The 21,321-nt window shown below is 74.8% G+C and carries 18 protein-coding genes, 1 pseudogene and 1 riboswitch; of the genes and pseudogenes, 10 read left to right on the top strand and 9 right to left on the bottom strand.

Going from position 1 to position 21,321, the window contains the following annotated elements; all coding sequences use genetic code 11:
* Positions 1 to 71: 71 nt before the first annotated feature.
* Positions 72 to 278 (bottom strand): annotated as a pseudogene (locus AB0J00_RS21710) (GNAT family N-acetyltransferase); the annotation flags it as partial.
* On the opposite strand from AB0J00_RS21710, the gene AB0J00_RS21705 reads away from it, so the two are divergent.
* The 4 genes from AB0J00_RS21705 to AB0J00_RS21690 all read left to right on the top strand — a co-directional run bounded on the left by AB0J00_RS21705 (position 178) and on the right by AB0J00_RS21690 (position 6,148).
* The gene (locus AB0J00_RS21705) at positions 178 to 1,032 is read left to right on the top strand and encodes a 2Fe-2S iron-sulfur cluster-binding protein (protein ID WP_357749136.1); all 855 of its coding nucleotides are present in this window, start codon (positions 178 to 180) and stop codon (positions 1,030 to 1,032) included. The pseudogene AB0J00_RS21710 and the gene AB0J00_RS21705 overlap by 101 nt on opposite strands.
* A complete protein-coding gene (locus AB0J00_RS21700) occupies positions 1,029 to 2,057 on the top strand; it encodes a xanthine dehydrogenase family protein subunit M (RefSeq protein WP_357749133.1) in 1,029 nt (342 codons plus the stop codon). Before AB0J00_RS21705 ends, AB0J00_RS21700 begins: the two co-directional genes overlap by 4 nt.
* Positions 2,054 to 4,147 (top strand): xanthine dehydrogenase family protein molybdopterin-binding subunit, encoded by a 2,094-nt coding sequence (locus tag AB0J00_RS21695; protein ID WP_357749130.1) that lies wholly within the window; start codon positions 2,054 to 2,056, stop codon positions 4,145 to 4,147. Before AB0J00_RS21700 ends, AB0J00_RS21695 begins: the two co-directional genes overlap by 4 nt.
* A gap of 225 nt (positions 4,148 to 4,372) precedes the next feature.
* The gene (locus AB0J00_RS21690; protein ID WP_357749127.1) at positions 4,373 to 6,148 is read left to right on the top strand and encodes a DEAD/DEAH box helicase family protein; all 1,776 of its coding nucleotides are present in this window, start codon (positions 4,373 to 4,375) and stop codon (positions 6,146 to 6,148) included.
* A 27-nt stretch (positions 6,149 to 6,175) separates the two neighbouring features.
* On the opposite strand, the gene AB0J00_RS21685 is transcribed toward AB0J00_RS21690, so the two are convergent.
* On the bottom strand, positions 6,176 to 9,163 hold the full coding sequence (locus AB0J00_RS21685; protein ID WP_357749124.1) for an AAA family ATPase: 2,988 nt from the start codon (positions 9,161 to 9,163) through the stop codon (positions 6,176 to 6,178).
* Positions 9,164 to 9,246: 83 nt separating this feature from the next.
* Positions 9,247 to 9,375, bottom strand: a complete 129-nt coding sequence (locus AB0J00_RS21680) for a hypothetical protein (RefSeq protein ID WP_357749121.1) — start codon at positions 9,373 to 9,375, stop codon at positions 9,247 to 9,249.
* Between the two features lie 306 nt (positions 9,376 to 9,681).
* Between AB0J00_RS21680 and AB0J00_RS21675 the strand changes: the two genes are divergently transcribed.
* From AB0J00_RS21675 to AB0J00_RS21665, 3 genes are all read left to right on the top strand, one after another.
* On the top strand, positions 9,682 to 11,106 hold the full coding sequence (locus AB0J00_RS21675; protein WP_357749118.1) for a glucose-6-phosphate dehydrogenase (NADP(+)): 1,425 nt from the start codon (positions 9,682 to 9,684) through the stop codon (positions 11,104 to 11,106).
* Between the two features lie 274 nt (positions 11,107 to 11,380).
* Complete coding sequence (locus tag AB0J00_RS21670; protein WP_357749115.1) at positions 11,381 to 12,670, top strand: ArgE/DapE family deacylase; 1,290 nt, start codon at positions 11,381 to 11,383, stop codon at positions 12,668 to 12,670.
* Positions 12,667 to 13,293 (top strand): metal-dependent phosphohydrolase, encoded by a 627-nt coding sequence (locus tag AB0J00_RS21665; RefSeq protein ID WP_357749112.1) that lies wholly within the window; start codon positions 12,667 to 12,669, stop codon positions 13,291 to 13,293. The genes AB0J00_RS21670 and AB0J00_RS21665 overlap by 4 nt, the downstream gene beginning before the upstream one ends.
* Here the strand turns inward: AB0J00_RS21665 and AB0J00_RS21660 are convergent.
* Positions 13,265 to 13,540, bottom strand: coding sequence for a DUF4031 domain-containing protein (locus tag AB0J00_RS21660; protein WP_357749109.1), 276 nt, complete (start codon positions 13,538 to 13,540; stop codon positions 13,265 to 13,267). The genes AB0J00_RS21665 and AB0J00_RS21660 overlap by 29 nt on opposite strands.
* Positions 13,541 to 13,573: 33 nt before the next feature.
* On the opposite strand from AB0J00_RS21660, the gene AB0J00_RS21655 reads away from it, so the two are divergent.
* Positions 13,574 to 14,569, top strand: coding sequence for a Gfo/Idh/MocA family oxidoreductase (locus tag AB0J00_RS21655; protein ID WP_357749106.1), 996 nt, complete (start codon positions 13,574 to 13,576; stop codon positions 14,567 to 14,569).
* Here the strand turns inward: AB0J00_RS21655 and AB0J00_RS21650 are convergent.
* Both AB0J00_RS21650 and AB0J00_RS21645 read right to left on the bottom strand, forming a co-directional pair.
* Entirely contained in the window at positions 14,566 to 15,186 is a 621-nt protein-coding gene (locus AB0J00_RS21650) for a hypothetical protein (RefSeq protein ID WP_357749103.1), read from the bottom strand. The genes AB0J00_RS21655 and AB0J00_RS21650 overlap by 4 nt on opposite strands.
* Before the next feature lie 13 nt (positions 15,187 to 15,199).
* Positions 15,200 to 16,027, bottom strand: coding sequence for a DUF72 domain-containing protein (locus tag AB0J00_RS21645; protein ID WP_357749100.1), 828 nt, complete (start codon positions 16,025 to 16,027; stop codon positions 15,200 to 15,202).
* Between the two features lie 25 nt (positions 16,028 to 16,052).
* Between AB0J00_RS21645 and AB0J00_RS21640 the strand changes: the two genes are divergently transcribed.
* Positions 16,053 to 16,469, top strand: coding sequence for a VOC family protein (locus AB0J00_RS21640; RefSeq protein WP_357749097.1), 417 nt, complete (start codon positions 16,053 to 16,055; stop codon positions 16,467 to 16,469).
* 129 nt (positions 16,470 to 16,598) lie between these two features.
* Here AB0J00_RS21640 and groL read toward each other — a convergent pair whose 3' ends face one another.
* The 3 genes from groL to thrC all read right to left on the bottom strand — a co-directional run bounded on the left by groL (position 16,599) and on the right by thrC (position 20,204).
* On the bottom strand, positions 16,599 to 18,227 hold the full coding sequence (gene groL, locus AB0J00_RS21635) for a chaperonin GroEL (protein ID WP_357749095.1): 1,629 nt from the start codon (positions 18,225 to 18,227) through the stop codon (positions 16,599 to 16,601).
* Positions 18,228 to 18,497: 270 nt separating this feature from the next.
* A complete protein-coding gene (locus tag AB0J00_RS21630; RefSeq protein ID WP_357749092.1) occupies positions 18,498 to 18,698 on the bottom strand; it encodes a cold-shock protein in 201 nt (66 codons plus the stop codon).
* A gap of 204 nt (positions 18,699 to 18,902) precedes the next feature.
* Complete coding sequence (thrC, locus tag AB0J00_RS21625; protein WP_357749090.1) at positions 18,903 to 20,204, bottom strand: threonine synthase; 1,302 nt, start codon at positions 20,202 to 20,204, stop codon at positions 18,903 to 18,905.
* A 12-nt stretch (positions 20,205 to 20,216) separates the two neighbouring features.
* A riboswitch (SAM riboswitch) is annotated at positions 20,217 to 20,346 on the bottom strand.
* 59 nt (positions 20,347 to 20,405) lie between these two features.
* Between thrC and AB0J00_RS21620 the strand changes: the two genes are divergently transcribed.
* The gene (locus AB0J00_RS21620; protein ID WP_357749087.1) at positions 20,406 to 21,227 is read left to right on the top strand and encodes an HAD hydrolase family protein; all 822 of its coding nucleotides are present in this window, start codon (positions 20,406 to 20,408) and stop codon (positions 21,225 to 21,227) included.
* The last annotated feature ends 94 nt before the right edge of the window (positions 21,228 to 21,321 follow it).

The following is a 21,321-nucleotide window of genomic DNA, read 5'->3' as shown; positions in this document are numbered from 1 at the left end:
GCGCCGGGCCAGCGGCCGGTGACCTGCCAGCCGAACTGCTCGTAGAACGGCTCCAAGCCTGCGCCGCCGCGCACCGTGATCCGCAACCAGTCCAGGCCGAGGTCGTCCCTGGCCGCCCGGGCCACCTCGGTCATCAGCGCCCGCGCCGCGCCGGTGCCGCGCGCCGCCAGCGACGTCATGACGCGGCCGACCCCCGCCCAGTGGGCGAACACCGGCTCCTGGTTGGTCGTGAGCACCAGCCACCCGGCGACCTCCCCGTCCCGCTCGGCGACGAGCAGCTGGTTGCCCGGCGCCTCGACCGTCGCGTCCAGCACCGGGCGGACCACGTCGTCGGACACGGGGAGCTGCTGGGCGAACCCGACCGCTCCCCCGGCGTTGGCGACGTCCCGCCACACCGCGGTCAGCTCCGCCCGCAGCGCCGGGGGCACGTCGTCGGGAGAGGTCAGCCAGCGCACCGAGGTCACCCGGCGAGCCTCGCACGAGGTGGTTTGGCGCAACCGTCACGGCGGGCACCTGCGCGGCATGGACGCGGAGATCACCCTGCGCGTGGACGGCGAGCAGCACCAGCTGACCGTCGACACCCGCACCACGCTGCTCGACCTGATGCGCGAGCGGCTCGGCAACACCAGCCCGAAGAAGGGATGCGACCACGGCCAGTGCGGGGCCTGCACGGTCCTGCTGGACGGCGAGCGGTCGCTGAGCTGCCTGGCCCTCGCGGTCGCCCACGACGGCGCGGAGGTCACCACCGCCGACGGCCTCGCCCGCGACGGCGAGCTGCACCCGGTCCAGCGGGCCTTCCTCGAGCGCGACGCCTTCCAGTGCGGCTACTGCACCCCCGGGCAGATCTGCTCGGCGGTCGGCGTCCTGCAGGAGGTCGACCGCGGCTGGCCCAGCCACGTGACCGAGGACCTCACCGGCGACGTCGAGCTCTCCCGCGACGAGGTCTCCGAGCGGATGAGCGGCAACCTCTGCCGCTGCGGCGCCTACGAGCACATCACCCCCGCGGTCCAGGACGCAGGCAGCGCGCGATGAAGCCCTTCGCCTACGCCTCCCCCGGGAACGTCGCCGAGGCGGTCCGCGACGCCGCCGCCGAGCCCAACTCGGTCTTCCTCGCCGGCGGCACCAACCTCGTCGACCACCTCAAGCTCGGCGTCGCCACCCCCGACCTCGTCGTCGACGTCCGCACCCTCACCTCCCGCGAGATCACCGACCTCCCGGACGGCGGCCTGCGCCTCGGCGCCGCCTCCACCAACAGCGAGGTCGCCGCCGACCGCCGCGTCCGCGAGCGGTACCCGGTGCTCGCCCAGGCGCTGCTCGCCGGCGCCACCGGCCAGCTCCGCAACATGGCCACCACCGGCGGCAACCCGCTGCAGCGCACCCGCTGCGTCTACTTCCAGGACGTCACCACGCCCTGCAACAAGCGCGAACCGGGGTCGGGGTGCTCCGCCGTCGGCGGCTACACCCGCTACCACGCGGTCCTGGGGACGACGGCCGCGCTGCCCGACCCGACCGCACCGGAGACCTGCATCGCCAGCCACCCCTCCGACATGGCCGTGGCGCTGGCCGCGCTCGACGCGCTGGTGCAGGTCGAGGGCCCCGACGGCGCCCGCACCATCCCGTTCACCGAGCTGCACAGGCTGCCCGGCGACGACCCGTCGAAGGACACCACCCTGGCCCACGGCGAGCTGGTCACCGCGATCGACCTCCCGGCCCTCCCCGCCGGCACCCGCAGCGCCTACCGCAAGGTCCGCGACCGGGCGTCCTACGCGTTCGCGCTGGTCAGCGTCGCGGCCGTGGTCAGCGGCGACGGTCCTGAGAACAGCAGCGTGCGCATCGCCCTCGGCGGCGTCGCGCACAAGCCGTGGCGGGCCACCCGCGCCGAGGAGGTGCTGCGCGGCCAGCAGCTCACCGACGACGCCGTCCGTGCCGCGATGGACGCCGAGCTCGCCGCCGCCCAGCCGCAGCCCGGCGAGGGCGGCGGCAACGGCTTCAAGATCCCGCTCGTCGCCCGCACCGCCGTCGCCACCCTGCGCGAGCTCACCGGAGGCACCCGATGACCGATCTCCTCGAACCCCGCGCGATCGGGCAGGCGCTGGTCCGCCGGGACGGCGAGCAGAAGGTGCGCGGCACCGCCACCTACGCCTACGAGACGCCGGTCGAGCACCCGGCGTTCGCCCACCCGGTGCAGGCGACCGTCGCCCGCGGCCGGGTGACGGCGATGGACACCGCCGCCGCGGAGGCGCTCGACGGGGTGCTCGTCGTCCTCACGCCCTTCGATGCGGAACGGCTCGCCTCCACGGACGACGCGGAGTTCGCCGTCCTGCAGTCGCCGGACGTCGCCTTCCGCGGTCAGCTGATCGGCGTGGTGGTCGCCGAGACCTCCGAGCTGGCCCGGCAGGCGGCCGACTCGATCACCGTCACCTACGACGAGCAGCCGCACGACAGCGAGCTGCGCAGCGACCGGCCCGACCTCTACAAGCCGGAGAAGATCAACCCGTCGTACGAGACGGACACCGAGGAGGGCGACGTCGAGGCGGCGCTGCGCTCGGCGGCGGTGACGGTCGACCACGTCTACGAGACGCAGATGCTGCACAACAACCCGATCGAGCCGCACGCCACGACCGCGCTCTGGGACCCGGCCGCCGACGTCCCGCTCACCCTCTGGGACTCCACCCAGGGCGTGCACCCCGACCGCGCCGCCGTCAGCGAGGTGTTCGGCCTCGAGGAGGAGCAGGTGCGGGTCGTCTGCCCGTACGTCGGCGGCGGCTTCGGGTCGAAGGGCACCCCGCACGCCAACGTCATGCTCGTCACGATGGCCGCCCGCGCGCTGCCCGGCCGCCCGGTGAAGCTCGCGCTCACCCGGCAGCAGATGTTCTTCCTCGCCGGCTACCGCACGCCCACCATCCAGCGGATGCAGCTCGGCGCCGACCGGTCCGGCCGGCTGCAGGCCATCGCGCTGGACGTGGTCGAGCAGACGTCGAAGATCAAGGAGTTCGCGGAGCAGACCGGGGTGCCGACCCGGATGACGTACGCCTCCCCCACCCGGCGGACGACGCACCGGCTGGCCGCCCTCGACGTGCCGATCCCCTCGTGGATGCGCGCGCCCGGCGAGTGCCCGGGCATGTTCGGCCCCGAGGTGGCGCTCGACGAGCTCGCCGAGGAGCTGGGCATCGACCCGGTGCAGCTGCGCATCATCAACGAGCCCGACGTCGACCCGGAGACCAAGCAGCCGTGGTCCAGCCGGCACCTGGTCGAGTGCCTCCGCGAGGGCGCGCAGCGGTTCGGCTGGGCCGACCGCGGCCCCGGGCGCCGCCGCGAGGGCGACTGGTTCGTCGGGTACGGCGTCGCGTCCTCGGTCTACCCGACCATGCGCCAGGCGCAGTCGACCGCCGCCATCCGCTTCGAGGACGGCCGCTACGTCACCGAGATCGGCGCCGCGGACCTCGGCACCGGCGCCTGGACGGTGCTGCCGCAGATCGCCGCCGACGCGCTCGGCGTGGACGTCGACGACGTCGAGGTGCGGATCGGCGACACCCGCTACCCGATCGCCTCGGTGGCCGGCGGCTCGTCGGGCACCAACACCTGGGGCTCGGCGATCACCGTCGCGGCGCGTGAGTTCCGCAGCAAGTTCGGCACCGACCCGCAGCCCGGCGACGAGGCGACCGGCGACGTCGACCAGGCGTCGAGCGACGAGGAGCACTCCGCCTACGCCTTCGGCGCCCAGTTCGCCGAGGTGCGGGTGAACGCCGACACCGGCGAGATCCGGCTGCCCCGGCTGCTCGGCGTGTTCGCTGCGGGGCGGATCATCAACCCGCGGACGGCGCGGTCGCAGCTGATCGGCGGCATGACCATGGGGATGTCCATGGCGCTGCACGAGAACAGCGTCTTCGACACCCGGATCGGCCAGGTCGCCAACCACGACCTCGCCGAGTACCACATCACCGTCAACGCCGACGTCGGCTCGATCGAGGCGCACTGGCTCGACGAGCACGACCCGTACGTGAACGCGATGGGCAGCAAGGGCATCGGCGAGATCGGCATCACCGGCACCGCGGCCGCCGTCGTCAACGCCGTCCACCACGCGACCGGCGTCCGGGTGCGCTCGCTGCCGGTGACGCTGGACAAGCTGCTCCCCGGGCTGCCCTGACCCGCCTCCCGCGGGGCCACGGTTCCGGCTGTGGCCCCGCGGGCGGGCGGGACGTGACGAGTCGGTCCGGCACGGGGATGACTCTTCCCACAGCCCGGCCTCTTGACTGGGGAACCTGCAGGTCAGCGGCTCGTCGGCGGGCCCCTATACGGCGCTGCGGGCGGGGCACGCGGGAGGCCCCCTGTTGGGCGTGTTGCCGTCCCGCCGTCCAGAATGGGCGACGACATGGCGACTGCAACACAGGCGGCGGCCCGGGCCCCGCAGACGACCAGCCGACCGCTCCGGGCGTGGCAGCAGACCGCCCTCTCCCAGTACGAGGAGAGCTCGCCGAAGGACTTCCTGGTCACCGCGACCCCGGGCGCCGGGAAGACCACCTTCGCCCTGACGCTGGCCGCGCGGCTGCTCGCCCGGCGCGAGGTCGCCCGGGTGGTCGTGGTCTGCCCGACCGACCACCTGCGCCTGCAGTGGGCCGACGCCGCCGACCGGATGGGCATCGTGCTCGACCCGGGGCTCACCAACGCGGTCGGCCCGGTGCGCGCCGGCACGCAGGGCTACGTGACGACGTACGCGCAGGTCGCGGGCAAGCCGATGCTGCACGCCGCCCGCGCCACCGCGGTGAAGTCGCTGGTCATCCTGGACGAGGTGCACCACGCCGGTGACGGCCTCTCCTGGGGCGAGGCGGCCGCCGAGGCGTTCGGCATGGCCGCCCGCCGGCTGTGCCTGACCGGTACCCCGTTCCGCACCAAGGCCGACGAGCGGATCCCGTTCGTGAAGTACGTCGAGGACGGCTTCGAGGGCCAGGGCGGGCTCATGTCGGTCGCCGACTTCACCTACGGCTACAAGGAGGCGCTGGCCGACAACGTCGTCCGCCCCGTCGTCTTCGCCGCCTACACCGGCACCTCGCGCTGGCGGAACTCCGCCGGCGAGGTGGTCGCCGCCTCCCTCACCGAGGCCGGCACCAAGTCCGTGGAGATGCAGGCCTGGCGCACCGCGCTGGACCCCAAGGGCCAGTGGGTGCCGCACGTCATCGCGGCGATGGACGACCGGATCACGCACCTGCGCGAGGAGGGCGGCATGCCCGACGCCGCCGGCCTGGTGCTCGCCTCGGACCAGGACGACGCCCGCGAGTACGCGAAGATCGTCCGCCGGGTCACCGGGAAGGCGCCGGAGCTGATCCTCTCCGACGACCCGAAGGCGTCGAAGAAGATCGAGAAGTTCAACAAGGGCGGCGCCCGGATCGCGGTCTGCGTGCGGATGGTGTCCGAGGGCGTCGACGTCCCGCGCGCCGCCGTCCTGGCGTGGATGACCTCCTACCGCACCCCGCTGTTCTTCGCCCAGGCCGTCGGCCGCGTGGTCCGCGCCCGCGCGTCGCACGAGTCGGCGACCGTGTTCCTGCCCGCGGTGCGGCCGCTGCTCACGCTGGCCGCCTCCATGGAGGAGCAGCGCAACCACGTCATCCCGCCGCCGAAGAGCCAGCCCGACCAGGATCTCGAGGAGCTGGACCTGCCGCCCCGCGAGCCGCGGGAGGGCGCGGCCAAGGAGTGGGAGGCGCTGGAGGCGGACGCCCGCTTCGCGCACGTGCTGCACTCCGGGACGGCGCACACCGGCGAGGGCAGCGGCGCGGTGCCGCTGGGCACCGAGGAGGAGGAGTTCCTCGGGATCCCCGGGCTGCTCACGCCCGAGCAGACGGCGTCGCTGCTGGCCAAGCGGGACGACGAGCTGCGCATGCGGGTCGAGGCCGCGCGGCGGCTGCCCGACGCCGACGACTTCATGGTCGTCGAGGACCACCCCGACGAGGACGAGGCCGGCCGCGGCTGGCGGGACGTCGCGGAGCTGCGCCGGGAGATCAACCGGCTGGTGAACCGGATCGCCGCGAAGACCTCGCAGCCGCAGGCCGTGGTGCACACCCAGCTGCGCCAGTCGGTGCCCGGGCCGCCGTCGGCGTCCGCGTCGGTCGAGGTGCTCCGTGCCCGCCGGGAGCGCCTCCGCACGATGCTCTGAGGGGCCGTTCCTGCTCTCCCCCGTCGATCAGCTCGTCGACGGGGTGAGGAGGCCGCGGGCGGCGGCGATGGCGACCGCCTCGGCGCGGCTGGCGGCGCCGAGCTTGGCCAGGATGTTGCTGACGTGCACGCTGGCCGTCTTGTCGCTGATGAACAGCTCGGCCCCGACCTGGCGGTTGGTGCGCCCGCGGGCCAGCAGCGCCAGCACCTCCGCCTCCCGCGGGGTGAGCACGGCATCCGGGGCGACGGTGCGCACCCCCGGGAGCTCGACCCGGCCGCGGCGGGCCAGCGCCTCGACCGCGGCGCGCAGCGGCCGGGCCCCCAGCCGGACGGCGACCTCGTGCGCCGCCCGCAGCTCCGCGGCGGCGCCGGCCCGGTCGTCGGCGGCCAGCAGCGCGTCGGCCAGCCGCACCCGGGAGCGCGCCTGCTCGTACACGTGGCCGTACCCGAATGCCTCGACGACCTCGCGCCACATCACCGGCGTGGCCTCGCCCTGCAGCCGGGCGGCCTCGGCCTCCATCCGCAGCAGCCAGGCCCGCCCTTCGCGGCCCATCACGGCGCCGGACTCGGTGTAGGTGGCGACCGCCTCGCGGGCCATCGCCAGCAGCGGCCCGGCCACCGCGGCCCACCGGCCGGCCGGCTCCCCGTCACCGGTCAGCCGGGCGGCGCCGGCGGCATCGCTCATCGGCGCCAGCGCGCTCGCGACGATGCGCAGCGACGCGAGCCGGTCGACGTCCCAGTACTCGACCAGCCGGTCCAGCGCCCACTGCGCGCGGGTCGCGGCGGTGGCCGGGTCGCCGGCCTGGGCGGCCAGCTCGATCTCCGGCACGACCGTCGCGAGGAGCAGCAGGACGTGCGCCTCCAGCCGGTCGGTCAGCGCCGCGGCCCAGGCCAGCCGGTCGGCCGCCGCCGGGTCGCCGCGGCCGACCAGCACCAGCAGCGCCGCCGCCCGCACGTGCGCGGCCATCTCCGGCACCCGGGCCAGCTGGTCGGCCGAGGCGAGGCTGCCGTCCCAGTCGCCGGTGACGTAGCGGGCCACCACGTCCAGGTGGCGCAGCTCCGCGGAGTAGAACGCCCACTCGGCGGCCAGCTCGCGCGCCCGGGCCAGGCCGGTGGTCGACCAGCCGAGGGCCTCCCGCACGTCCCCGTGCTCGTAGGCGGTGTTCGCCAGGTTGAACACCACGCGCATCTCGATGTCCGCGTCACCGGACCGGCGGGCCCGGACCAGCGCCTCGTCCAGCTGGACGCGCACCGCCGCCGGGCTCTCCCCCTCGCGCATCCGCGCCAGCGAGACCGCGGTGTCGGCCCACGCGGCGTCCAGGCCCAGCGCGTCGGCCGTGGCCAGCGCCTCCTCGGCGGCGGCCTCGGCCTCGGCGACCAGCCCCAGCGCGAAGCAGGTGCGCGCGTGGGTGGCCGCGGCCCAGGCCCGCTCCGGCGACGGCGGCTCCGCGGGCACCAGGTCCATCGCCACCCGGCTCTCCCGGTGCGCGGCCACCTGGTCCTCGATGCGGAACAGCGCCTGGGCGATCGCGTAGTGCGCCCGGGCGCGGGCCAGCCGGTCGCCGTCCGGGCCCAGCACGGCCAGCGCCTCGCGCAGCAGCGCCACCGCGCGGTGCAGCTCCCCGGCCGTGCGGGCCGCGGCGGACGTCTCGCACAGCAGCTCGGCGTGCGACCGGCCCGCCAGCCCGGCGGCGTCCGGCACGGCCGCCCACAGCGCGAGCGCCGCCTCCAGGTGCTGCAGCTCCTCGGCCGGCGCCCCGGCCCGGCCGGCCTGCGCGGCGGCGGCCAGCGACGCGGTGAACGCGCCGGGCAGGTCGTTGCTCTCCCGGGCGTGCAGCGCGAGCTCGGCCGCGGTGCCCGCCTCCGGGTGCTCGGCCAGGTGCGCGGCGACCGCCGCGTGCAGCCGCACCCGCTCCCCGGGCAGCAGGTCACCCAGCACGGCCTCCCGCAGCAGGGCGTGCCGGAAGCGGTAGCGGCCGTCGTCGGCGACCACCAGCAGGTGGTGGTGCACCGCCTCGGCCAGCGCCGGCTCCAGCTCGGCCGGCGCCAGCCCGGCCAGCGGCGCGAGCAGCTCGTGGCGCACCTGCCGGCCGGCCACCGCGGCCACCCGCAGCACCCGCTGCGCGGCCGGGCCCAGCTGGTCGACGCGGGCCAGCAGGACGTCGGACAGCTCCCCCGGCAGGCTGTCACCGGACAAGCCGGCGGCCACCAGCTCCTCCGCGTAGAACGCGTTGCCCTCCACGCGGGCGACGACGCGCTCGACGGTGCCGGCCGGCACCCCGGCGGCGAGCCCGCGCACCAGCTCGGCCATGTCGTCGTCCGGCAGCGGGTCCAGCGTCCAGCGCTCCACACCGGGCAGCCGGACCAGCTCGGCCAGCAGCGGCCGCAGCGGGTGCCGGCGGTGCAGGTCGTCGGCGCGGTAGGAGGCCACGATGGCGATCGGCAGCGCGCCGCGCTCGTCGACCAGCCGGGCCAGCAGGTAGCGCAGCAGGTCGCGGCTGGACCGGTCGGCCCAGTGCAGGTCCTCCAGCACCACCAGCAGCGGCTGCTCCGCCGCGAGGTCGCCGAGCAGGTCCGCGACCGACTCGAACAGCTGCAGCCGCCCGTCCTCGACCACCAGCCGGGCGGCGCCGCGCTGCAGCGGCCGGCCCAGGTCGATCGCCTCCCCCGCCGGCCGCTCGGGAGCGCTCGGCGCCGCCCCGCCGAGCAGCGCCGACAGCGCCGGTGACCCGGCGAGCCTGCCGGGGTCGGTGGCCAGCGGGCGCACCAGGTCGACGAACGGCAGGTAGGGCAGCCCGACGTCGCCCAGGTCGACGCAGTGGCCGGTCAGCACCCGCACCCCGCGCTCCCCGGCCTGCCGGGTCAGCTCCTCCAGCAGCCGGCTCTTGCCGACGCCGGCGTCACCGGCCAGGAGCACGGCCGAGGGGCGCCCGCCGGCCGCGCGGTCGACGTGCCCCAGCAGCCGGCCGAGCTCGGTGGCCCGGCCGACGAGCGGGGCGTCGTCCCAGCGCGGCACGGGTCCGATCGTGGCACGGGCCACCGACGGTCCGGGAGCGCCGGGTGGCGCGCCCGGCCGGTGGGCGGCCAGCGGGTGGACGCTCAGGAGACGCGCCGGCGGGCGCCGAACCAGGACCCGCGCCGGGTGCCGCGCCGGGCGGCGTCCCGGATCAGCTCGTGCCGCCAGGCCAGCTCCGCCTCGAGCGCCGGGTTGGGGTACCGCATGTCCATGGCCGTCTCCTCCGTCGTGGTGGTGAGGACGACCGTCGTCCTGAGGCCCCCGGCCCGGCATCGGGCGAACGCCCAGTCCTGGCCGGCGGACCGGTGGCGGGCCGCGTCTGAGGGCCCTCAGGCGGCGCCGGACTCGTGTTCCGGCGCGCCCGCCGCGACAATGGGGGCAGGGACACCAGCGCCGGGTTCCAGCCGCTCCGCGCGGGCCCCGGGAAGAGGGGCACCGCGGCCGGGGTTGCGCCACCGGGGGCCGCAGGCCCCGTAGACGTGCCCGCCCGGCGGGCAGCAGCGCTCGAGAGGAACACCGTGTCCGACAACGGGACGACGAACGAACTGAACCCGACGATCTTCGTGCTCTTCGGCGCGACCGGCGACCTCGCCCGCCGGATGGTCCTGCCGGCGTTCTTCCAGCTGGCCCAGCACGGCCTCCTCCCCGGGGACTGGCGGCTGATCGGCAGCGGCCGCGGTGAGCGCACCGACGAGGAGTTCGTCGAGCACGTGCACGACGCCCTCGCGGAGTTCGGCCCGTCACCCGACGAGGGGCCCTGGGACGAGTTCGCCGGCCGGCTGCACTTCGCCGGCGGCGGGTTCACCGAGGACGACCCCGGTCAGCTGCTCGACGTCGTGGCCAAGGCGCGCGCCGAGATCGGTGACGACGCCCAGCTGGTCGCCTACCTGTCGCTGCCGCCCAAGGCGTTCACCGGCTACGCGAAGGCCCTCGGCGCCCACGGGCTCGCCGAGGGTGCCCGGGTCGTGTTCGAGAAGCCGTTCGGCGACTCCCCCGAGGGCTTCCGCGAGCTCGACGAGGTCGTGCACTCGGTGCTGAAGGAGGAGCAGGTCTTCCGCATCGACCACTTCCTCGGCAAGGAGGGCACCCAGGACCTGCACGCGCTGCGGTTCGCCAACGGCCTGTTCGAGCACATCTGGAGCCGCGAGCACGTCGCCCAGGTGCAGATCGACGTCCCCGAGGACCTCGACGTCGCCGACCGCGCCGAGTTCTACGACGCCACCGGCGCCACCCTGGACATGCTGGTCACCCACCTGTTCCAGGTCGCCGCCGAGGTCGCCATGGAGCCGCCGGTCAGCTTCAGCGCGACCGACATCCTCGCCGCCCGCGAGTCGGTGCTGTCCAAGTTCCGGCCGCTGGCCCCCGAGGACGTCGTGCTCGGCCAGTTCGACGGCTACCGCGAACTGGACGGCGTCCCGGACGACAGCGACACCGACACGTTCGTCGCCGCCCGGCTGTGCATCGACTCCGGCCGCTGGCGCGGGGTGCCGTTCCTGCTGCGCACCGGCAAGCGGATGGCCACCAAGCAGCAGCGGGTCAGCCTGATCCTGCACCGCCCGAAGGGCCCGGTGGACGACGTCCCGGCCAACGGCAACGTGGTCTCCCTGTCGCTGGCCGGCGCGGGCTCCGTGGACATCGACGTGATGGCCAAGAAGCCCGGCCCGGACCTCGCGATGGCCCCGGCCCGGGTGTCGCTGGACCTGTCGAAGATCCCCGGCGGTGACCCGCTGCCGCCGTACGTCTCGCTGATCCACGACGTGCTGGTCGGCGACCGGTCGCTGTTCACCACCAGCGAGGGCCTCGCCCAGACCTGGCGGGCGCTGCAGCCGGTGCTCGACGACCGGCCCGAGGTGCACTCCTACGCGCCCGGCTCGTGGGGCCCGTCGGCCGCCAACGAGCTGGCCGGCGAGCACGGCTGGCTGCTGGGCCAGACGGAAGACTGACGCACACGGCGAAGGCCCCCGACCGGATGGTCGGGGGCCTTCGTCGTCGGGTGGGTCCGAGCCGGGCGCTGGTCGCCTCGCGGCGGTTTGCACATCTGGAGCTCCAGACCCCCGACCGAGGTCGGAGCGGTGTTCCCCAGCGGCAGTTATCAAGTGGAGCCCGGGGACACAGGTCGCCCGGCCCGGACACCACCCACGGTACCCGTGGTCCCCCGGCGCACACCCGGGGGCGGCCGGGCGATCGTCGTCACCCGCGCGTGCCACACTCCCGCCCGTGGCCACCCCGACCGGCACCGACGGCCTGACCAGCACCGAGTCCGCGGTGCTCGACGCCGTCGACCGGGCGTGGGTGCTCGACCGGCTGACCGCGCTGGTCGCCGTGCCGTCGGTCGGCGGCACGGCCGCGGAGTCCGACGCGCAGCACCTCGTCGCCGGCTGGCTCGACGAGCTCGGCACGGACGTCGACCGCTGGTCGATCGACCTCGCCGCCGCGGCCACCGCGCCCGACGCCCCCGGTCAGGAGGTCGACCGCGACGAGGCGTGGGGCGTGGTCGGCACCCTGCCCGGCCAGGCGGACGGCGACCCGGCGCTGGTGCTGTGCGGGCACAGCGACGTCGTCCCGGCCGGGGACCCGGCGCTGTGGCCGCACGACCCCTTCACCCCCCGCCTCGCCGACGGCGCGGTGCACGGCCGCGGCACCTGCGACATGAAGGGCGGCCTGGTCGCCGCGCTCGGCGCCCTGCAGGCCCTGCGGACGGCGGACGTGCGGCTGGCCCGGCCGCTGGCGGTGCACAGCGTCATGGGCGAGGAGGACGGCGGCCTCGGCGCCTGGGCCACCCTGCAGCGGGGGCACCGGGGCGACGCCTGCGTCATCCCCGAGCCGACCGCGGGGGCGGTGATGACCGCGCACGCCGGCGCGCTGACCTTCCGGCTCACCCTGACCGGCCTGGCCGCGCACGGCGGCAACCGGCACCTCGGCGTGAGCACGGTGGAGCTGTTCGAGCACGTGCACGCCGCGCTGCGCGCCTTCGAGGCCGGCCGCCAGCCGGCCGACCGGGCCCGGTTCGGCGACCACCCCTACCCCTACGGGCTCTCGATCGGCCGGGTGCGGGCCGGCGACTGGGCGAGCACCGTGCCCGACCGGCTGGTCGCCGAGGGCCGGTACGGCGTCCAGCTCGGCGAGCCGGTCGCGGCCGCCCGGGCGGCGTTCGAGGCCTGCGTGGCCGCCGCCTGCGCCGCGCACCCGTGGCTGGCCGACCACCCGGCGCAGGTCGAGTGGGTCGGCGGGGAGTTCGCCAGCGGGCAGCTCCCGGCCGGCTCCCCGCTGCTGCCGGCCGTGCAGCGGGCGGTGGTCGACGCCGGCGGGGAGCTGCCCCCCGAGCGCTCCCTCACCGCCGGCACCGACCTGCGCATCTACGCCGCCGCCGGCATCCCGACGCTGCACCACGGTCCTGGCGACCTGCGCCTGGCGCACGCCCCGCGGGAGCAGGTGCCGGTCGCCGACGTCCTGCTGTCCGCCCGGTCGCTGGCGCTGCTGGCCCTGCGCACCTGCGGGGTGGCGTGACCACCGTCGACTTCGCCGCCTGGGCCGAGCTGGCCGGCGGGTCGGACACCTCGCGCACCGAGTGGGCCGCCGTCCTCGACGCGTGGTCGCAGCCGCACCGCCGCTACCACGACCTCACCCACCTGGCCGCCGTCCTCGGCATCGTCGGGGAGCTGGCCGGGCACGCCGCCGACCCGGCCGCCGTCGCGCTGGCCGCCTGGTACCACGACGTGGTCTACGACCCGCTGCGCAGCGACAACGAGGAGGTCAGCGCCGAGCGCGCGCGGGCCGGGCTGCGCGGGCTCGTCGCCGAGGACACCGTCGAGGAGGTCGTCCGGCTGGTGCTGCTCACCGCCGGCCACGACCCGGCGGACGGCGACGCGAACGGCGCGGTGCTCTGCGACGCCGACCTGGCGGTGCTGGCCAGCCCGCCGCAGGCCTACGCCGGCTACGCCTCCGCCGTCCGCGAGGAGTACGCGCACTACTCCGACGAGGAGTTCACCACCGGCCGGATCGCGGTGCTCGAGCAGCTGCTCGCGCTGCCCGCCCTCTACCGGCTGCCGACGACCGCCGAGGCGTGGACGGCGCGGGCGCGGGCCAACCTGACCGCCGAGCTCAGCCTGCTGCGCGCGCGTTCTTCTTGAGCCGGAGGCCCGCGGCCACCAGCCGGCGCAGCAGCTCCCGCGCGCCCACCGGCTCGGCACCCGCCGCGACGCAGACGGCGTAGAGGTCCTCCGGCACGTCGTAGTGGTCGCCCTGGAAGGCCCGCCGCGGGATCTCGAGGTGCGCGGCGACGAAGGCGTGCAGCTCGTCGTAGTCGGTGTCGCTGACCAGGTGCGACCAGCGCCTCCCCCGCCACGGCCAGACGGGGGTGTCGATCAGCACGGTCACCGGCTCATCTTGCCCGCCGCTACGGTCAGGGGCATGAGCGAGGAGATCCGCTGGGGCGTCGTCGGGCCGGGCCGCATCGCGGAGAACGTCACCAGGGACCTCGCGCACGTCGACGGCGCCTCGGTCGTCGCCGTCGCCTCCCGCTCCAGCGACCGGGCCCGCGCCTTCGCCGACCGGCACGGCATCGGGCGCGCGCACGGCTCCTACGCGGCGATCCTGGCCGACCCGGACGTCGACGTCCTCTACGTCGCCACCCCGCACCCGCAGCACCACGCGATCGCCCTCGGCGCGCTGCGCGCCGGGAAGGCGCTGCTGGTGGAGAAGGCGTTCACCGCCACCGTCGCGGGCGCGCAGGAGGTCGTCGACCTGGCCCACGAGACCGGCGTCTTCGTGATGGAGGCGATGTGGACGCGGTTCCAGCCGGCCGTCGTCCGGCTGCGCGAGCTGATCGCCGACGGCGCGATCGGCGAGGTGCGGTCGGTGCAGGCCGACCTGGGCGTGCAGCGCGAGTTCGACCCCACCGACCGGCTGTTCGCCAAGGAGCTGGGCGGCGGCGCGCTGCTCGACCTCGGCGTCTACGTCGTCTCGTTCGCGCAGATGGTGCTCGGCACCCCCGACACCGTGCGCGCCACCGGGTCGACGTTCCCGACCGGCGTGGACGCCGAGGCGGCGCTGCTGCTCGGCTGGGCCGACGGCCGCTCGGCGTCGCTGCTGACCTCGCTGCGCAACGGCCTGCCCGGCCAGGCCCGGGTCTTCGGGACGGCGGGCTGGATCGACGTGCTCCCCCGCTTCCACCACCCGCAGACGATCGTGCTGCACCGGGCCGGCGCCGACCCGGAGGAGATCACCCTGCCGCAGACCGGTGGCGGGTACAGCCACGAGCTGGCCGAGGTCACCGGCTGCCTGCGCGCCGGGCGGGGCGAGAGCGCCGTCATGCCGCTGGCCGACACGCTCGCCGTCCAGCGGGTGCTGGAGGACGCCGCCGGCCAGCTGGGCGTCACGTTCGCCGAGGACCCGTCGGTCCTCTAGACGACGGCGGCCACCGCCGCCTCGAGGTCGCCGATCGTGCCGTCGTTGGCGAGGGTCACCCAGCGGCCGCCGAAGCCCTCGGCGGCGAACCGCTCGTAGGCGCGCACGACCCGGGCCTGCAGCGGCAGGTCCTCCTCGAACCGGTCGGTGGCGCGGCCGGCGTCGGTGTCCGCGCGGGTGGCGATGCGCTCGGCCTGCAGCCCGCGGGACGTGGTGACGTGCAGGGTGAGGTCCGGCCGCGGCAGGGCCAGCCGGCCGTACTCGAGGTCCTCGACCCAGCGGGCCGGCTCGTCGCTGCGGGTCAGCGCGCAGAGGTACGCGGCGTTGGACGCCGTCCACCGGTCGGCGACCACCACCGCGTCGTCGGGCAGGCCGGCGGCGAAGTCGCTGCGGTCCAGCGCGAACAGCAGCGCCCGCTCGAAGAACAGCGACCCGCTGGTGGTGGCGTCCGGACGGCGCAGCGCCGCGGCCAGGCTCGCGCCGTAGGGGCCCGCGTACCGCGGGAACGCCTCGGCCACCACCCGCTCGCCCCGGTCGGCCAGCACCCGGGCCACGCACCGCGCGGTGGTCGCCTTGCCGACGCCGTCCCCGCCCTCGACCGCGATCAGTCTGCTCATCGCGGTCAATCTCTCACGCCGCGGCCCGGGGCCTCCGCGGTGGCGGGGCGGGCGGCCAGGCGGCCCCCGTCGCCTCGGCCGCCGTCGGCACCCGGGTGTGCGTGCCGCCGGCCGCCCGGACCGCACCGGCGAACACGACGGCGTCGGTGACCGCCGCACCGCCGGGGTCGTTGTTGAAGTAGACGAGCACCTGGTCCTCGCCGTACGTCTCGGCCAGCCGGCCGGCCCACGCCTGCAGCGTCTCCGGCCGGTAGGCCCAGCTGCCCCCTGCCGGACCGTCGACGCCCACGTGCAGGCGCAGGTAGCCCCACTCGGCGGTGCGCCACAGCGGGGCCACCGGCTGCTCGCCCCGGTCGGCCCAGCACAGCGCCGCCTCGTACCGCTCCAGCAGCGTGCGGACGTCGTCGGTCCACCAGCTGGGGTGCCGCGGCTCCACCGCCACCCGGGTGCCGGCCGGGAACTGCGCCAGGCACTCGCTGAGCAGGTCGGGGTCCGCCTGCAGCGTGGGCGGCAGCTGCAGCAGGACGGCGTCCAGCCGGTCGCCCAGCCCGGCCACCCGGTCCATCAGCCGGGCGACCGGCTCGGCCGGCTCGCGCAGCCGCTTGAGGTGGGTGAGGAAGCGGGAGGCCTTGACCGCCCAGCGGTAGTCCGGCGGGGTGCGGTCCCGCCACGCCTCGAACGTCGTCCGCTCGGGCAGCCGGTAGAAGGCGTTGTTGCTCTCGACGGTGGCGAAGTGCGCGGCGTGGTGCTCCAGCCAGCGGCGCTGGGCGAGCGCCGGCGGGTAGAAGCGCCCGCGCCAGTCGCGGTACTGCCACCCCGACGTCCCGATCACCACGGTCACGCCGTCCGGCCTACCCTGCGGCGTCATGATCGACTCCCCGGCCGGCACCCCCGCCCGGTTCAAGGACCTCTGCATCGACGCCCGCGACCACCAGGCGCTGGCCGACTGGTGGTGCGCGGCGATGGGCTACCGCCGCCGCGACGAGCTCGAGCCCGATGAGGAGAAGTGGGTGCGGCCGACCGGCTGGCCGGTGCCGATCGTCGACCCGTCGGGCGCCGGGCCGCTCATCTGGGTCGTCCCGGTGCCAGAGCCGAAGGCCGTCAAGAACCGGGTGCACCACGACGTCGTCGGCGACACCGAGGCGCTGCTGGCGCTGGGCGCCACGGTGGTGCGGCGGCGCGACGCCGGGCCGGACGACGAACCGGACAGCGGCGCGATCGACTGGGACGTGCTCGCCGACCCCGAGGGCAACGAGTTCTGCGTCTTCTCCCCCGGCGGGTGATCAGCGAACGCCGACAGGGGCGGCCCCGCGATGCGGGACCGCCCCTGCCGAGCAGTGCTGGTGGTGCTGACCTGCTGGTGGTGCTGACCTGCTGGTGGTGCAGTGCTCCTCAGCGAGGAGCGGCGGGACTCAGAAGTCCATGCCGCCCATGCCGCCGTCGCCACCCGGCATGGCCGGAGCGGACTTCTCCGGCTTGTCGGCGACGACCGCCTCGGTGGTGAGGAACAGCGCCGCGATGGAAGCGGCGTTCTGCAGCGCCGAGCGGGTCACCTTGGCGGGGTCGATGATCCCGCCGGCGACCAGGTCCACGTACTCGCCGGTGGCGGCGTTGAGGCCCCAGCCGGTCTCCGAGTTGCGGACCTTCTCCGCCACGACGCCACCCTCGAGGCCGGCGTTGATGGCGATCTGCTTCAGCGGCGCCTCGAGCGCGACGCGCACGATGTTGGCACCGGTCGCCTCGTCACCCTCGAGCTCGAGCTTCTCGAACGCGACGGTGGTGGCCTGCGCCAGGGCGACGCCACCACCGGCGACGATGCCCTCCTCGACGGCGGCCTTGGCGTTGCGCACCGCGTCCTCGATGCGGTGCTTGCGCTCCTTGAGCTCGACCTCGGTCGCGGCACCCGCCTTGATGACGGCGACGCCACCGGCCAGCTTGGCCAGGCGCTCCTGCAGCTTCTCGCGGTCGTAGTCCGAGTCCGACTTCTCGATCTCGGCGCGGATCTGGTTGACGCGACCCTGGATCTGGTCGGCGTCACCGGCGCCCTCGATGATGGTCGTCTCGTCCTTGGTGGTGACGAACTTGCGCGCCCGGCCGAGCAGCGAGACGTCGGCGTTCTCCAGCTTGAGACCGACCTCCTCGCTGATGACCTGACCACCGGTGAGGATCGCGATGTCGCCGAGCATGGCCTTGCGACGGTCGCCGAAGCCGGGGGCCTTGACGGCGACCGACTTGAAGGTGCCGCGGATCTTGTTCACGACGAGGGTCGCGAGGGCCTCACCCTCGACGTCCTCGGCGATGATCGCGAGCGGCTTGCCCGACTGCATGACCTTCTCCAGCAGCGGGAGCAGGTCCTTGACCGAAGAGATCTTGCTGTTGACGACCAGGATGTACGGGTCGTCGAGCACGGTCTCCATGCGGTCGGTGTCGGTGACGAAGTACGCCGACAGGTGACCCTTGTCGAAGCGCATGCCCTCGGTGAGCTCGAGCTCGAGGCCGAAGGTGTTGCTCTCCTCGACGGTGATGACACCTTCCTTGCCGACCTTGTCCATGGCCTCGGCGATGAGCTCGCCGATGGCCGGGTCAGCGGCGGAGATCGACGCGGTGGCGGCGATCTGCTCCTTGGTCTCGACGTCCTTGGCCGTCGAGAGGAGGTACTCGGAGACCGAGGCGACGGCCTTCTCGATGCCCTTCTTCAGGGCCATCGGGTTCGCGCCGGCGGCGACGTTGCGCAGACCCTCGCGGACGAGGGCCTGGGCCAGCACGGTGGCGGTGGTGGTGCCGTCACCCGCGACGTCGTCGGTCTTCTTCGCGACCTCCTTGACGAGCTCGGCCCCGATCTTCTCCCACGGGTCCTCGAGCTCGATCTCCTTGGCGATGCTCACACCATCGTTGGTGATGGTGGGCGCGCCCCACTTCTTCTCGAGGACGACGTTGCGGCCCCGGGGACCGAGCGTCACCTTGACGGCGTCGGCGAGGGTGTTCATGCCCCGCTCGAGGCCGCGGCGCGCCTCTTCCTCGAAGGCGATCATCTTGGCCATGTGGTGATGTCCTCCATGCATGGATCGCTGGCTCGGTCAGGTCCGGCGCCCGCGACGGACGACACCGGCGTCAGGGCCTCCTGCGGCCCGCGACCAGTGCCTCACCGTTCCGACCTGGTTGGCACTCGGGTGCTCCGAGTGCCAACACGAAGTCTGGCACTCGACCCTTGTGAGTGCAAGAACGGGGGGTGCGGCCGGGCTGTTCCCGACCCTCGGAACGCAGTGCGGCCCGGCTCCCGAAGGAGCCGGGCCGCACCGACCAGGTGTGGTTCAGGCGCTGCGGACGGCGTCCGCCTGCGGCCCCTTCTCACCCTGGACGACCTCGAAGGTGACCCGCTGGCCCTCTTCGAGGCTCTTGTACCCGTCCATCTGGATGGCCGAGTAGTGGACGAAGACGTCCTGGCCGCCGTCGACGGCGATGAAGCCGAAGCCCTTCTCGGCGTTGAACCACTTCACGGTGCCCTGTGCCACGTGTCTGCTCCACGTTCCGTGCGTTCGGTCGCCCCCTCTGCGTCCGAGGGGTCGGGTGTCGTGCTCTTCCGCCCGCCGAACACGAACGTGGAACTCGAACCGCGCGGAACGGTACAGGAAGGGGTGTCGCAGGTCACGGGCCTGGAACGCACGCTTCAGCCGATTGTGGTACGGCGTGTCGTCACGCCGCGCGCCGCCCTGACCTCAGGAGATGAGCCCGGCCTCGCGCAGCGACCTCAGCGACGGCTTCACCGTGTGGCTCGGGCCGACGACCGGCAGCAGCGGGTCGAGCGTCTTGAGCCCCTCGCCGGTGTTGAGGACGACGGTCTCCTTGGCCGGGTCGAGCCGGCCGTCCTCGACCAGCTGGCGCAGCACCGCGGTGGTGACGCCGCCGGCGGTCTCGGCGAACACGCCCGTCGTGCGGGCCAGGTCGCGGATGCCCTGCACGATCTCCGCGTCGCCCACCCGGCCGACCGAGCCCCCGGTGCGCCGGATGGCGTCCAGCGCGTAGGGCCCGTCGGCGGGGTTGCCGATGTTCAGCGACTTCGCGATGCCGGTGGGCTTGACCGGCTTGACGACGTCCCAGCCGTTCTCGAACGCGGTCGCGATCGGGTCGCAGCCGGCCGACTGCGCGCCGAAGACGGTCCACCCGGTGTCCTCGACGATCCCGGCGGCCACCAGCTCGCGCCACGCCTTGTCGACCTTGGTCAGCAGCGAGCCGGACGCCATCGGGATGACCACCTGGGCCGGGATCCGCCAGCCGAGCTGCTCGGCGATCTCGTAGCCGACGGTCTTGGAGCCCTCGGCGTAGTAGGGCCGGACGTTCTGGTTGACGAACGCGGTGTCCTCGAACTCGTCGGTCTCGGCGAGCTCGCTGGTCAGCCGGTTGACGTCGTCGTAGGAGCCGTCGACGGCGACCAGCGCCTGGCCGTAGACCGCCGACTGGGTGATCTTCCCGGGCTCGAGGTCGCTGGGCACGAAGACGAACGAGGGCAGCCCCATCCGGGCGGCGTGCGCGGCGACCGAGTTGGCCAGGTTACCCGTGGAGGCGCAGGCGATCTTGGCGTAGCCGAAGCCCTTGGCCGCGGTGGCGGCCAGGCTGACGACGCGGTCCTTGAACGAGTGCGTGGGGTTGGCCGAGTCGTCCTTCACCCACAGCCCGCCGGTCAGCCCCAGCTCGGCGGCCAGCCGGTCGGCGCGGACCAGCGGCGTCATGCCCGGGTCGAGGGTGACCCGGTCGGCCGGGTCCTGCCCGACCGGCAGCAGCGCGGCGTAGCGCCAGATGTTCTGCGGGCCCGCCTCGATCTGCTCGCGGGTGACCGCGGCCAGCAGGTCCTTGTCGTAGTCGACCTCGAGCGGGCCGAAGCACTCCGCGCAGGCGTGCTCGGCGATGAGTCCGAAGGTGGCGCCGCAGTTGCGGCAGACCAGGCCGCGGGCGGGGTTCGGCGGGACCGGGCCGCCGGCCGCGGAATCGGCCTGCGCAGAGCCGGGAGCGGTCAGTGTCATGCGACGACTACCTCCTCATCTTCCCCGCGTCGGGCCGTCGAGCCGCGCGGGACGGAATTGGCACCTCCCGCCCGCGCAGGTGCGCGGGCGGCGGTTGCCGGGGCTTCATCGGGCCGTGTCCCTCTGCCCCTCTGGATGAGTGGAACGGCCAGGACTCTACCCGGGCGGGGAGCCGCGGTCCGGAACGGCCACGATGACCCCGTGGCCACCCGCATCGTCTACACCGACCTCGACGGCACGATGGTCGGTCCCCGCGGCTCGTTCTGGCACTCCGCGTCCCGGGACCTCACCGACTCCCCCGCCGGCGCGCTGCTCGAGCTGCACCGGGCCGACGTCCCGCTGGTGCTCGTCTCCGGCCGGACGTACGCCCAGCTCCAGGAGGCCGGGCGGATCTTCGCCGCGGACGGCGTCATCGCCGAGCTCGGCTCGCTGGTCGCCTGGGACCACGGCCGGCGGACCCAGCTGCTCACCGGCGACCTGCCCGACGAGCACGCCGGCCGGACGCCGGTGGAGGTGCTCGCCGAGCTGGGCGTCGTCGAGGCGCTGACCGCCGCGCACCGCGGCCGGCTGGAGTGGCACGCCCCCTGGCACGCCACCCACACCGGCGACGCGATGCTGCGCGGCCGGGTCGACACCGCCGCCGCCGACCGCTGGCTGGCCGCGCAGGGCTGGGAGTGGCTGACCGTCAAGGACAACGGCGCGGTGCCGGCGACCGCGGACATGACGCTGGACGACGCCGCGCTGCCCCCGCACGTCTACCACCTGATGCCGCGCGGGATCTCCAAGGGCGCCGCGATCCGCTGGGACCTCGCCCGCCGCGGCCTCGACCCGGCCGACGCGGTGGCGGTGGGCGACAGCATGAGCGACCTGGAGATGGCCCCGGCGGTGGGCCGGCTGTTCATCACCGCCAACGGCGCCGCGGTCGACGGGATGGCGGGGGCGATCGCGGCACTGCCCAACGTGACCGTCACCGACGGCGCGATGGGCGACGGCTGGGCCCAGGCGGTCCGCGCCTCGCTGTAGTCGGAGTGGATCCGTCGCGGTGTCGGAGCACCCGGGCACCCGGGCGGTGCTGCGCGGCATCCGCCGGACGGCGGCCCGCAGCGGCCGCCGGCCG

Origin of the sequence: Modestobacter sp. NPDC049651 (genome assembly GCF_040659695.1) — a bacterium.
Taxonomy (GTDB): Bacteria; Actinomycetota; Actinomycetes; order Mycobacteriales; family Geodermatophilaceae; genus Modestobacter.
This window is presented reverse-complemented; position numbering and strand designations above follow the sequence as displayed.

What these genes read in the sequence shown, in the direction of transcription:
- AB0J00_RS21650 (WP_357749103.1), bottom strand. Translation starts at nt 15,186, where the DNA reads ATGAGCAGACTGATCGCGGTCGAGGGCGGGGACGGCGTCGGCAAGGCG.
- AB0J00_RS21655 (WP_357749106.1), top strand. Translation starts at nt 13,574, where the DNA reads ATGAGCGAGGAGATCCGCTGGGGCGTCGTCGGGCCGGGCCGCATCGCG.
- thrC (WP_357749090.1), bottom strand. Translation starts at nt 20,204, where the DNA reads ATGACACTGACCGCTCCCGGCTCTGCGCAGGCCGATTCCGCGGCCGGC.
- AB0J00_RS21705 (WP_357749136.1), top strand. Translation starts at nt 178, where the DNA reads ATGACGCGGCCGACCCCCGCCCAGTGGGCGAACACCGGCTCCTGGTTG.
- AB0J00_RS21640 (WP_357749097.1), top strand. Translation starts at nt 16,053, where the DNA reads ATGATCGACTCCCCGGCCGGCACCCCCGCCCGGTTCAAGGACCTCTGC.
- groL (WP_357749095.1), bottom strand. Translation starts at nt 18,227, where the DNA reads ATGGCCAAGATGATCGCCTTCGAGGAAGAGGCGCGCCGCGGCCTCGAG.
- AB0J00_RS21700 (WP_357749133.1), top strand. Translation starts at nt 1,029, where the DNA reads ATGAAGCCCTTCGCCTACGCCTCCCCCGGGAACGTCGCCGAGGCGGTC.
- AB0J00_RS21680 (WP_357749121.1), bottom strand. Translation starts at nt 9,375, where the DNA reads ATGGACATGCGGTACCCCAACCCGGCGCTCGAGGCGGAGCTGGCCTGG.
- AB0J00_RS21690 (WP_357749127.1), top strand. Translation starts at nt 4,373, where the DNA reads ATGGCGACTGCAACACAGGCGGCGGCCCGGGCCCCGCAGACGACCAGC.
- AB0J00_RS21695 (WP_357749130.1), top strand. Translation starts at nt 2,054, where the DNA reads ATGACCGATCTCCTCGAACCCCGCGCGATCGGGCAGGCGCTGGTCCGC.